Genomic DNA, 10964 nt, shown 5'->3' on the forward strand with positions numbered 1-10964 from the left:
CATGCTTTCCATCAAGGGATTAAGCGTTGCCTTCCGTACCCGAAACGGCGAAGTCAATGCGGTCAAGGGGATCGATTTCGAACTGGCAAAGGGCGAGCGTCTTGGCATTGTCGGGGAAAGTGGATCGGGAAAATCTGTCACGTCCTATGCGTTGATGCGTATTCTTGATGCCGGTGGACGGATCAAGGCGGGCGATGCGATCTATAGCGGGGTTGACCTTCGCAATGCATCCGAACGTGATATGCGCGATATTCGCGGTCGTGAAATCAGCATGATTTTCCAGAACCCGCGCGCAGCACTCAACCCGATCCGCAAGGTCGGTCATCAGATCGAAGATGTTTTGCGCCGCCACAGCCGGGCCACCCGCCATAACGCCAAGGCCAAGGCCATCGAGGCATTGGAAGCGGTTAAAATCCGCGATGCTGCCGCACGATATGAAGCCTATCCGTTCGAACTTTCCGGGGGCATGTGCCAGCGTGTGGTGATTGCCCTTGCACTGGCCTGTGATCCCAAACTGATCATTGCCGATGAACCGACCACGGGGCTTGATATCACCACCCAAAAGGCGGTGATGGATCTGGTCGATGATCTGGTGCGGGCACGCGGCATGTCATCGATTTTGATTACCCATGATCTTGGGCTGGCATCGCAATATTGCGACCGGATTGTCGTGATGAAGGATGGCCTGATCGTCGAGGCCGGTGATCCTGTTGCCCTGTTTACCAATCCGCAGCATGCCTATACCCGCAAGCTGGTCAATGCCACACCGCGCCGGACCGGATCAATTCGTGCATTGTTGCCCGAAGGCGAACGGACGGAACTTCCGCCCCATGTGATCGGGCAAAAACCGCTGATTGATGTGGTCAATCTTGCCAAGACCTATCAGGGCAAAAGCGGCCCGGTTCATGCGGTCAAGAAAATCAGCTTTACCATCCATGAAGGCGAAAGTGTCGGACTGGTCGGTGAATCCGGCTGCGGGAAATCGACGACGTCTTCGATGCTGGTGCGTCTGCTTGATACCACATCGGGCAGCATCTTTTACCGTGGTGAAGATATCGCCAGCCTCCCGGCGGCGACCTTTGCCAAGCATCCGTTGCGTTCGAAAATCCAGATGGTATTCCAGGACGCAACGGATAGCTTGAACCCGCGCTTTACCGCCCGTCAGGCCATAGCTGACCCGCTCCTCAGGTTAATGGGAATGCGCGGGGATGCCGTGACCAAACGGACCGAGGAATTGGCAGAAATGACGGGTTTTCCGGCCCATCTTCTGGATCGGTTCCCCCATCAGCTTTCGGGCGGGCAAAAGGCCCGTGTCGGCATTGCCCGCGCCCTTGCCACAGAACCTGATTTCCTGATCCTTGATGAACCTACTGCCGCCCTTGATGTGTCAATTCAGGCACTGGTTCTGAACCTGTTGGCGGATTTGCGGGTACGTCTTGGCATCAGTTATCTGTTTGTCAGTCATGACCTTAATGTGGTGCGGTTGCTATGTGATCACGTCATCGTCATGCAAAACGGTGCCATCGTTGAATCAGGTCCGGTCGCGACCGTGATGGAAACCCCGCAACATCCCTATACAAGCGAATTGCTTTCGGCGGCGCCACAGGCCCCGGAACGCGAAATGGCCTGAGCCATAGCCACCAAACAAACTTCTATAACGCCACAGACGGAATGCAGAAAATGATTGCTGATCTTCCCTTTACACTTGCCGCCTTGCGGCAGGCATACGCATCAGGTGAGAGTCCGACGCAAGTCATCGAAGAGGCGTTTCGTCGACTGGATGCCACAGGTGACCCCGGTATTTTCATCCATACCGCCCGCGAAGCGGCCCTGACGGCGGCCAAGGAACTTGGCAGTTATGACGGGCGTCCCTTGTGGGGCATTCCCTTTGTTGCCAAGGACAATATTGATGTTGCGGGTATGCCGACAACGGCGGCCTGCCCGGATTTTGCCTATGACGCGACAGAGGATGCCTTTGTGGTCGCCGAACTGCTTGCCGCGGGTGCGATTTGCCTTGGCAAAGCCAACCTTGATCAGTTCGCAACCGGTCTGGTCGGTGTGCGCAGCCCCTATCCGGTGCCGCTTAATGCGGTTGATCCGTCGATTGTACCGGGTGGTTCGTCATCTGGATCGGCCGTTGTGGTCGCGCATGGTATTGCGACATTCTCGCTTGGTACGGACACGGCTGGTTCTGGTCGTGTGCCCGCGGCACTTAACAGCATCGTTGGTTTGAAACCGACCCTGGGTGCCTTTTCGGCAAGCGGGGTGGTTCCGGCCTGTCGGACCCTTGATACGATTTCGATTTTTGCACTCAATGTATCCGATGCCTGGGATGTGTTCGGGATTGCCGCGAAATATGATCCCAAGGATGCCTATTCGCGCAAGTTCCCGGCAATGGGGGAGTTGCGGGCAATTGCACCAATGCGGGTTGCTGTGCCCAACGCCAAGACCCTTGAAACTTTTGGTGATGATGTTCAGGCGAGCCATTTCCACAATGATGTCAAAAAGCTTTCGGAACTGGGATGCGAGATCACCGAGATCGATTTCACGCCGTTCTATAACGTTGCCAAGATGCTTTACGAAGGTGCATGGGTCGCGGAACGTGTTGCCGCGGTTGGATCACGTTTGATCGACAAGCCGGAAACCCTTCATCCAACCACGCGGGCCATTCTGGAGCCGGGCCTGAAACTGTCGGCGGCCGATGCCTTTAACGGGATGTATCGCCTTAAGGACCTTGCACGTGAATGTGAATTCGCGATGGCCGGGATTGATGCGATCTGTGTCCCGACCATTCCGCATTTCGTCTCGGTCGAGGATATCACCGCTGATCCAATCGGACCGAATTCCCGGTTGGGGACCTATACCAACTTTGTCAATTTGCTTGATATGTGCGGGATTGCGGTGCCCACGGGTGCGCGCAAAGACGGCCGTCCGGGGAGTTTGACCATTCTTGCACGCAAGGGCGAGGATGCACTGGTGGCATCCCTTGCCGCATCAATGGAAGACGGCATTGTCGGGGCGACTGGTTGGGAACGCGTGAAACCGTCCCTTGCGGCGGATACGGTCGGTGCCGATGAAATCGGGATGGTGGTGTGCGGGGCACATATGTCGGGCTTGCCACTTAATCCCGAATTGACCGGGCGCGGGGCGCGTTTGTTGCGCAAAACCAGAACTGCTGCGAAATACAGCTTCTACGCCCTTGCCGGTGGCCCGCCGAAACGTCCGGGCATGGTTGCCATGACAGATGGCGGTGCCGCGATCGAGGTCGAGGTTTGGGCATTACCGAAATCGGAAGTCGGCGGCTTCCTGGCCGGTATTCCATCCCCGCTGTGCCTTGGTTCGGTAGAACTTGAAGACGGTACCTTCGAAAAGGGCTTCCTGTGTGAAAGTGCCGGACTGATCGGGGCAACGGATATTACCGCCCTTGGCAGTTGGCGGGCCTTTATCACCAAGATGGCGGGTTAAGCAGCCTGAATTTGTGCGGTGCTATGCACCCGGTGCAAGCACGAAATCAAAGGTGGATTTCCAGATGGTCGCGCCGTTATCGACTTTGTCAAACGGTGCGACCAGACTTTCCTTCACGCCAAAGACCGTATCAGATGTCAGGTAGTCATCGCCGCCAACAAAGGTATGGGTGACCAGTTTCTGGTATCCCGGTGCTGTGATCATGAAATGGATATGGGCCGGACGAAACGGATGGCGACCAAGGGCGGCCAGCATTTTACCGACCGGACCATCATCGGGGATCGGATAGCTGACAGGTTTGCTGCCGACAAAGGCATATTTCCCGTCATTGCCGGTGATGAAAATGCCGCGATTGTTCCATTTGGGTTGTTCATCGGGTTGTTGAACGTCATAAAAACCCTCGGCATTGTCGGCCCAGACATCAATTCTGGCATCGTTGATCGGGGTGCCATCAAGATCAACAATGCGGCCTTCAAACAGGCAACTTTCACCTTTGCCATCAAGGGAAATGCATTCGCCCATCTGGCGTATGGGGGCGTTTTCTACATGGAAGGGGCCAAAGACCGTGCTTTGGGTTGCGCCTTCGGGTCGGCGATGATTGATGGCATCAACCAGCATCGAAACACCCAGAACATCGCTTAGAAGGATATATTCCTGACGCTCATTACCGCACATTTGTCCGGTCTTGGTCAGAAAGGCAATGGCGTTTGACCATTCGTCTTCGGTCAGTTCAACCTCTTTGACGAAGTCATGAAGATGGCGGATCAGTGCTGTCATCACGGTGCGAAGTCGCGGATCGATATCTTCGCCCATCCGCGCATTGACGGCGTCGACAGATTTTTCTTCGCTAAAGAAGCTGGTCATGGCGTTTCTCCATGATGTGAACAGCCATTGAATTTGCTGTTCAGTCCGGCCTTGGGCCGGTGATTTCCCCCGATGGCAGATTGAACTGCCTGTTTGATGGTAATTGAATAATCGGATTGGGCAACAATGCTGTTGCCCGGATGGTATGTCAGTTGGCCTTGATCACACGGATCGGTGATCCGTTGATCCATGCCAGAACCGCCTCGACAGTCTGGCCATAAAACACATCCCAGGTATGGCGGGTGACATAGCCAAGATGCGGTGTCAGCAACAGGCCATCGCATTTGCGCAACGGATGGGATGGCGCAAGCGGTTCACGGTCATAAACATCAATACCGGCACCGGCAATTTCGCCGCTATTGACCGCATCAATCAGGGCAACGTCATCAACAATCGGGCCACGGGATGTGTTGATGAGGAAGGCGGTGTTTTTCATCTGTGCGAATTCGGCGGTGCTGATCAGACCGATGGTGCGATCTGACAGGCGCTGATGAATGGTGACGAAATCGGCATCACGCAGAAGGGCTTCCTTGCTGTCCTTATATTCAACGCCCAGCTCGTCACAGCGTTCCTTGGTCAGATTGGCACTCCAGGCGGTGACTTTCATGTCAAAGGCCTGTGCGATCTTGGCGATCTTTGCGCCCAGCCGTCCCAGACCAATGATGCCCAATGTCGATCCGGCAAGGTCCTGCCCAAGGCCGATCTGCCAACCACCGGCCCGCATCGATGCATTTTCCGCGACGATATTGCGCGCAAGCCCCAGCATCAGCGCAAAGGCCAATTCCGGCGTCGCCGTTGACGGGCTTTCAGTTCCGCAGACCGTGATGCCAAGCTCGGTGGCGGTGGCAACATCAATTGCGTCATTGCGTTTGCCGGTGGTCACAATCAGTTTAAGGTTCGGCAAGTTGCGCATCAGTTCGCCGGAAAACGGGGTGCGTTCGCGCATGACACACAGAACCTCGAATGGCATCAAACGATCACGCAAGGCATCCTGATTGCCAATCGTGTCACCAAACACCGTGATGTTGGCATGGGCTTCGATGGCAGACCAGTCCGCAGATTGCAGGGCGAGGTTCTGGTAATCGTCAAGAATGGCAATCCGCATCGTCTGGTCGTCCTGTTCTGGCGTGGCGTTTAAACTTTGGCAAAAATCAGCGATGTGTTGATGCCGCCAAAGGCGAAATTGTTGCTCATCAAATATTGGGCATCAATGCGGCGCGGTGTTTCACGGATATAATCAAGTTCCGCGCATTCCGGGTCGGGCGAGACAAGATTTGCCGTCGGTACAAATGATCCTTCGCGCATCATTTCAAGGCCGAGCCAGGCCTCGATTGCGCCACAAGCGCCAAGGGTGTGTCCAAAGTGCCCCTTAAGGGTATGGATCGGGATGGCGCGGTCAAACACCGCCCGCGTGGCTTTACTTTCGGCAAGATCACCATGATCGGTGGCCGTGCCATGCCCGTTGACAATATCAATGTCCGACGGCGTCAAACCGGCATCTTCAAGCGATTTGCGAAGGGCTATTTCCATCTTGTCGGCTTGCGGCTGGGTAATATGCGCGCCATCCGAGTTCGACGCAAAACCGACAATCTCGCCAAAGATGGTCGCACCGCGTGCAACGGCATGATCGTATTCTTCAAGGATCAGTGTCCCGGCACCTTCGCCAATCACCAGACCGTCGCGGTTCTGATCATACGGGCGCGGTGTCACTTCGGGGTGATCGTTATTGTCACTGGTTGCAAACAGGGTATCGAACACCGCAACCATGGTGGGACAGAGTTCCTCGGCCCCGCCCGCAATCATGATATCCTGCATGCCGTATTTGATCGCTTCATAGGCATAACCGATGCCCATGCTTCCTGATGTGCAGGCGGTTGAGGTTGGTATGATACGGCCGCAAATCCCGTACAGAACCCCGATATTCACCGCAGAGGTGTGGCTCATCATCTGGATATAGCTGGTGGCGGTAATCGCGTTGCTGTCGCCGGTTTCCATCAGGCGGGTAAAGCCAAGTACCGGCGGGGTACTTCCGAATGAAGAACCATAGGCAATGCCAAGGCGGCCGCCCTGCAATATGGATTTTTCATCGCGCAGGCCTGCGACTTCAAGGGCTTTGTCCGTCGCAGCAACGGACATCTGGGCGACGCGACCCATGCTGCGCAACTGTTTGCGGCTGAACTTGCCTTTAAGACTGAAATCCTCGACCGGACCGGCAAGGCGGGTGCGAAGATCATATTTCCCGTCCCATTCATCCATGCGCCTGATCCCGGTTTCCCCGGCATTCATCCGTGCGGAAATGGTTTGCCAATCATCGCCCAATGCGGTGATACCGGCCATGCCGGTGACAACAACCCGTCTGGTCATAGCATCCCCCCGTTCACGCTGATGACTTGTCGGGTGATATAGGATGCATCGGCACTGCACAGGAACGCCACGGCGGCGGCGATTTCATCAGAGGTGCCGTAACGGCGCATCGGGATCATGGCTTTGACCTCGTCTTGTGGCAAATCTTCGGTCATTTGGGTGTCGATGACACCCGGTGCCACGGCATTGACCGTGATCTTGCGTTTGGCAAGTTCGAGTGCCAGCGACTTTACCGCACCGATAATCCCGGCCTTGGACGCAGCATAATTGACCTGTCCGCGATTGCCGGCCAATCCGGCAATCGATGTCAGGGCCACAATGCGCCCGCCTTTGCGACGCTGAATAATCGGCATGATCACGGGTTTCAGGACATTGTAGAAACCGTCAAGGTTGGTGTGCAGAACACTGTCCCAGTCATCATCTTCAAGGGCAGGGAATGCGTTGTCGCGGGTCAAACCGGCATTCAGAACCACGCCATAGGGCGCACCATGTTGTGCAATGTCTTCTTCCAGTGCCGCACGTGTGCCATCACGATCTCCGATATCAAACCGGATCAGACGCCCCTGACGTCCAAGGGTGATGACATCATCAAGAACCTTTTGCGCACCGGCCTGATCGGAATGGTAATGGACTATGATGTCAAATCCGTCACGGGCAAGACGTCTTGCGGTGGCGGCACCGATGCCTTTGCTTGCGCCGGTTACCAGTATGGTTTCTGTCATGGCTTTGCCGTTTCTTGTTGTTCGCCGGTTTCGGATGCGGGTTGATAGACATTGATCTGTGCCGAAACCAGAACGGTTTCACCATTTCTGATTTCGCCTTCGAAAACGCCCATTTGTTCATCTTCGAAGATGTTTTTTACAAAGACATCAAGGCAGTCGCCAGCCTGAAATCCATCGCAATTCAGGGTCATTTTGCGCGTCCCCAAAAGATAACCGATCCGGGGCGGCATGGTCGGGTCTTCCTGCTTGCCGCGCCAGCCGCTATAGGCGGCAACGGCCTGTGCGATATATTCGATACCGACATATGCCGGAACTCCAAGACCGTCCTGATAAAACATGCTGTTTTTACGGATCGCAACACGGGCCTGAAGGTTCAGGGGATCGGCCGAACAAACTTCGTCAATCAGCAACATCGGGGCTGCGTGCGGGACCAGTTCGGAAACGGGTGGCATGGAAATCGGTTGGGTCATGATGCCGCGTCCTTCGTCTTAAATCCCCGACCAAGAATGACTGATACGTTGCTTCCGCCAAAGGCAAAGGAATTGCTCATCATTGCGGCCTGATCGGTCGGTGCAAGCCGGTGTCCGGTCTCTGTCACAAGATTGATATCAGGAACTGCAGGGTCGATAACCCTGTCCCAGATATGGCGGGGCAACGGGGCACCGTTGCCGATATCTTGCAGGGACAACCACAGAATTGCTGCTTCAATCGCGCCTGCGGCACCAAGTGTATGACCCGTCATCGGCTTGGTCGAACTGACCGCAACCGGGTGGTTGAACACGGTATCAACGGCGCGTGCTTCCATGCTGTCATTCAGTGGCGTGGCCGTGCCATGTAAATTGACATAGGCAATGGCATCGGATGGCAAACCCGATTGTTCAAGGGCACTTCGCATGGCGGCAACCGCCCCGATACCATCAGGATGCGGCGCGTTGGGGTGATGGGCATCCGATGTTTCGCCGACCCCCATCAAACTGATCTCGCCGTGATCCGGGCGCATGACAAATAACGCTGCCGCTTCGCCGATATTGATGCCATCGCGGTTGATGCTTAACGGGTTGCAGATGCCCGTTGCAACGGAACTAAGAGAATGGAAACCACGTACTGTCAGGCGGCAAAGACTATCCACCCCGCCAACCAGCACCGCGTCACACAAGCCCAACTGCATCAGGCGTCGGGCGGCGGCAAATGCCTTGGCACTTGATGAACAGGCCGTTGAAATGACATAGGCCTGATTTTGCAGATCAAGGGCATCGCGCAGAAACTCGGCAGGCGATCCGATTTCCTGATCGGCATAGCGAAATGTGTCTGGCCATGCACCGTTTGTCAGTTTGTCCTGATATCCCGATGTGCCTTCTTCGATCCCCGATGTGCTGGTGCCCAGAATGACAGCGACGCGGTCCTTGCCAAAGGTCGCGATAACATCGGAAATTTCATCGGATATCTGATTGGCCGCTGTCCACAAAAGGCGGTTGTTCCGTGTGTCATAATGACCAAGATGATCGGGAAGCGGATCAAGGGGGGCTGTTACTGTGCCCAAAATGGTGCTTTGATCGACCAGATAATCATCATGGGCGCACATATCTGCCGGACGGTCCCCAAACAGGGTTTCGGCAGATTGTGCGATCCCGGTGCCCAGTGCAGAAACCAGACCGAGTGCAGACAGGAATGCAGGTTTTGTCGTCATGGTCATGGCATCATACGCTTTGAATTGATGCCCAGTTCATAATCAAGTGATGTATTGTGGACGGTGGAAATACCCTGCCAGGGGTCCTGTTCCGGGCGGGTGATGCGCATGAAAACCATGTCATTTCCTTGTTTGCGAATGACACGTTTGTCACCGGTCTCTGCAATCGACAGGCCGGGTGCAAGGGCGACTTGCACCACCCCAAGTGGCCAATAGGTCATCACCATATCGGCAAGTAAACGACGTCCGTCAACCATCCCGGAAACCCAGTCGGCAGTGGTGATATCAAGGGCGTTTTCTGTCCAGTCGATATCAAGCGCACGCCGTCCCAGATCATCAATCACGGCAATTTTAACATGGCCCGGATCAATTGCGATACGGGCAATAAATGTTGCGTGACCCTGACCGGATTGGGCCCGCGGGTCGTTCCATTTGGCTTTGACCTGCTGGGTGACGTCAATGACCGTGCTTTCCTGCCAGGGATTGGCGGGCAGGGTCAGGGACATCCCGTTTTCTTGACCAAGCACGATCACATTATATGCATCACGTTTTGCCGTTTCCAAACTGGAAACGGTCGAAAGTTGCATACTGCAAGCACCGAGCATCACGGCGGTCAAAAGTGTCAGGACTGATCGCATAGGTCGTGCAACATCTTAAGGTAATGGTCGGTTTTACTAACAAGCGGATTGTCCATGTTCCAGGCATATCCGGCAAGGATAGAGACAACCATGCGTTTGACCTGAGTGTCGTCGGTCGGCTGATTGAAAATGATCGTCTGCAGGCGCTTGTCATACCATGCATCGACATAGGAACGGAACGTTGCAACGCCCTGTTCAAGCGGGGTAGCATAATCGTTTTGCCAGTCGATGGCGTTGCCACGATGGCGTTCGATCAAAACGCGTGCCGCCATTTCGGCCGATTGCAGGGCAATGGTGACCCCCGATGAAAATACCGGATCAAGGAACCCGGCGGAATTGCCAAGCAAGGCATAACCATCCCCGAACAATTGATCGGATTGCGCCGAATATCCGGCGATGGCCCCAAGGGGACGAATGGGTTCCGCATTGGCAAGCAGGGTGCCCAATCTGGTGTCGCTGATCAGTTTGTCAAAAATGTCCTGTTCTTCCATACCCGCCCATTTCGGGTCCTGATCCGGGAAGATGACGCCAACCGATGCGGTGCCATCCGAAAACGGGATCAGCCAGTACCAGATGTCATGATGATCGGGATGCACCGTGATCAGGATTTTCTCCCGGTCATAGTCGGGATCGGAAATATGATCCTGCATATGGGTGAAAAGTGCGCGTCTCTCGACGGAATGATCGGACCGCGCAATGCCAAGCATCCGCGGTAACACGCGGCCATAACCACTGGCATCAAGGACAAAGCCGGATCGTAGCTGTGCGGTTTGCCCCTGATCATTTTCAAATGTCAGGGTGCAATTCCCGTCCTGAAGGTCGGCATGGGTGACCTTGTGTCCAAAGCGGATATCAACCCCGGCCTTGTTTGTATGATCGGCGAGGATTTTGTCAAACCGCGCGCGTTGCACCTGAAAGGTGGTGCCCCAGCCGCCTTCTTCGAAATTCTTGCGGAAATCAATGGATTGATATTGTGGGCCGCGTTCAAAAACAGCACCATTTTTAAACTGGAAACCGGCCTGCTCGACAGCGTCAAGAAGGCCTGCGCGTTCCAGAATATTCATGCAATTGGGCAGAAGACTTTCACCAATCACAAAGCGCGGAAAGGTCTGTGCTTCAAGAACCGTCACCTGAAGCCCGGCATCATGAAGGAACTTGGCGGCAACTGCCCCGGCTGGTCCGGCACCGATAATCGCAATATCGCAATCGTGCATTTATTTTTTT

10 protein-coding genes are annotated in these 10964 nt (G+C 55.0%); 2 read left to right on the forward strand and 8 right to left on the reverse strand.

Features of this window, described 5'->3' with window-relative positions; all coding sequences use genetic code 11:
• Position 1: 1 nt before the first annotated feature.
• Both TH19_RS13990 and atzF read left to right on the forward strand, forming a co-directional pair.
• On the forward strand, positions 2-1630 hold the full coding sequence (locus TH19_RS13990) for a dipeptide ABC transporter ATP-binding protein (RefSeq protein WP_114103119.1): 1629 nt from the start codon (positions 2-4) through the stop codon (positions 1628-1630).
• A 50-nt stretch (positions 1631-1680) separates the two neighbouring features.
• Positions 1681-3465 carry an allophanate hydrolase gene (gene atzF / locus TH19_RS13995; protein ID WP_114103120.1) on the forward strand — a complete coding sequence of 595 codons (1785 nt, stop codon included), beginning with the start codon at positions 1681-1683 and terminating at the stop codon, positions 3463-3465.
• Between the two features lie 21 nt (positions 3466-3486).
• Here atzF and TH19_RS14000 read toward each other — a convergent pair whose 3' ends face one another.
• From TH19_RS14000 to TH19_RS14040, 8 genes are all read right to left on the reverse strand, one after another.
• Positions 3487-4329, reverse strand: a complete 843-nt coding sequence (locus TH19_RS14000) for an intradiol ring-cleavage dioxygenase (RefSeq protein ID WP_114102984.1) — start codon at positions 4327-4329, stop codon at positions 3487-3489.
• 148 nt (positions 4330-4477) lie between these two features.
• Positions 4478-5434, reverse strand: coding sequence for a D-2-hydroxyacid dehydrogenase family protein (locus TH19_RS14010; protein WP_114102986.1), 957 nt, complete (start codon positions 5432-5434; stop codon positions 4478-4480).
• A gap of 29 nt (positions 5435-5463) precedes the next feature.
• Positions 5464-6693, reverse strand: a complete 1230-nt coding sequence (locus TH19_RS14015) for a beta-ketoacyl-ACP synthase (protein WP_114102987.1) — start codon at positions 6691-6693, stop codon at positions 5464-5466.
• Entirely contained in the window at positions 6690-7415 is a 726-nt protein-coding gene (fabG, locus tag TH19_RS14020) for a 3-oxoacyl-ACP reductase FabG (RefSeq protein ID WP_114102988.1), read from the reverse strand. Before fabG ends, TH19_RS14015 begins: the two co-directional genes overlap by 4 nt.
• Positions 7412-7885 (reverse strand): hotdog family protein, encoded by a 474-nt coding sequence (locus tag TH19_RS14025; RefSeq protein WP_114102989.1) that lies wholly within the window; start codon positions 7883-7885, stop codon positions 7412-7414. Before TH19_RS14025 ends, fabG begins: the two co-directional genes overlap by 4 nt.
• Complete coding sequence (locus TH19_RS14030) at positions 7882-9102, reverse strand: beta-ketoacyl-ACP synthase (RefSeq protein WP_114103121.1); 1221 nt, start codon at positions 9100-9102, stop codon at positions 7882-7884. The genes TH19_RS14025 and TH19_RS14030 overlap by 4 nt, the downstream gene beginning before the upstream one ends.
• A gap of 2 nt (positions 9103-9104) precedes the next feature.
• The gene (locus tag TH19_RS14035) at positions 9105-9689 is read right to left on the reverse strand and encodes a DUF3261 domain-containing protein (protein ID WP_181846424.1); all 585 of its coding nucleotides are present in this window, start codon (positions 9687-9689) and stop codon (positions 9105-9107) included.
• A gap of 35 nt (positions 9690-9724) precedes the next feature.
• Positions 9725-10954: an NAD(P)/FAD-dependent oxidoreductase gene (locus TH19_RS14040; protein WP_114102991.1), complete on the reverse strand. Its 1230-nt coding sequence runs from the start codon at positions 10952-10954 to the stop codon at positions 9725-9727.
• Between the last annotated feature and the right edge of the window lie 10 nt (positions 10955-10964).

Origin of the sequence: Thalassospira profundimaris, from assembly GCF_003326675.1 — a bacterium.
Taxonomy (GTDB): domain Bacteria; phylum Pseudomonadota; class Alphaproteobacteria; order Rhodospirillales; family Thalassospiraceae; genus Thalassospira; species Thalassospira aquimaris.

Bases quoted from the DNA above. Each gene is read 5' to 3' on its own strand.
- TH19_RS13990 (WP_114103119.1), top strand. From the start codon at position 2: ATGCTTTCCATCAAGGGATTAAGCGTTGCCTTCCGTACCCGAAACGGC.
- atzF (WP_114103120.1), top strand. From the start codon at position 1,681: ATGATTGCTGATCTTCCCTTTACACTTGCCGCCTTGCGGCAGGCATAC.
- TH19_RS14000 (WP_114102984.1), bottom strand. From the start codon at position 4,329: ATGACCAGCTTCTTTAGCGAAGAAAAATCTGTCGACGCCGTCAATGCG.
- TH19_RS14010 (WP_114102986.1), bottom strand. From the start codon at position 5,434: ATGCGGATTGCCATTCTTGACGATTACCAGAACCTCGCCCTGCAATCT.
- TH19_RS14015 (WP_114102987.1), bottom strand. From the start codon at position 6,693: ATGACCAGACGGGTTGTTGTCACCGGCATGGCCGGTATCACCGCATTG.
- fabG (WP_114102988.1), bottom strand. From the start codon at position 7,415: ATGACAGAAACCATACTGGTAACCGGCGCAAGCAAAGGCATCGGTGCC.
- TH19_RS14025 (WP_114102989.1), bottom strand. From the start codon at position 7,885: ATGACCCAACCGATTTCCATGCCACCCGTTTCCGAACTGGTCCCGCAC.
- TH19_RS14030 (WP_114103121.1), bottom strand. From the start codon at position 9,102: ATGACGACAAAACCTGCATTCCTGTCTGCACTCGGTCTGGTTTCTGCA.
- TH19_RS14035 (WP_181846424.1), bottom strand. From the start codon at position 9,689: ATGCAACTTTCGACCGTTTCCAGTTTGGAAACGGCAAAACGTGATGCA.
- TH19_RS14040 (WP_114102991.1), bottom strand. From the start codon at position 10,954: ATGCACGATTGCGATATTGCGATTATCGGTGCCGGACCAGCCGGGGCA.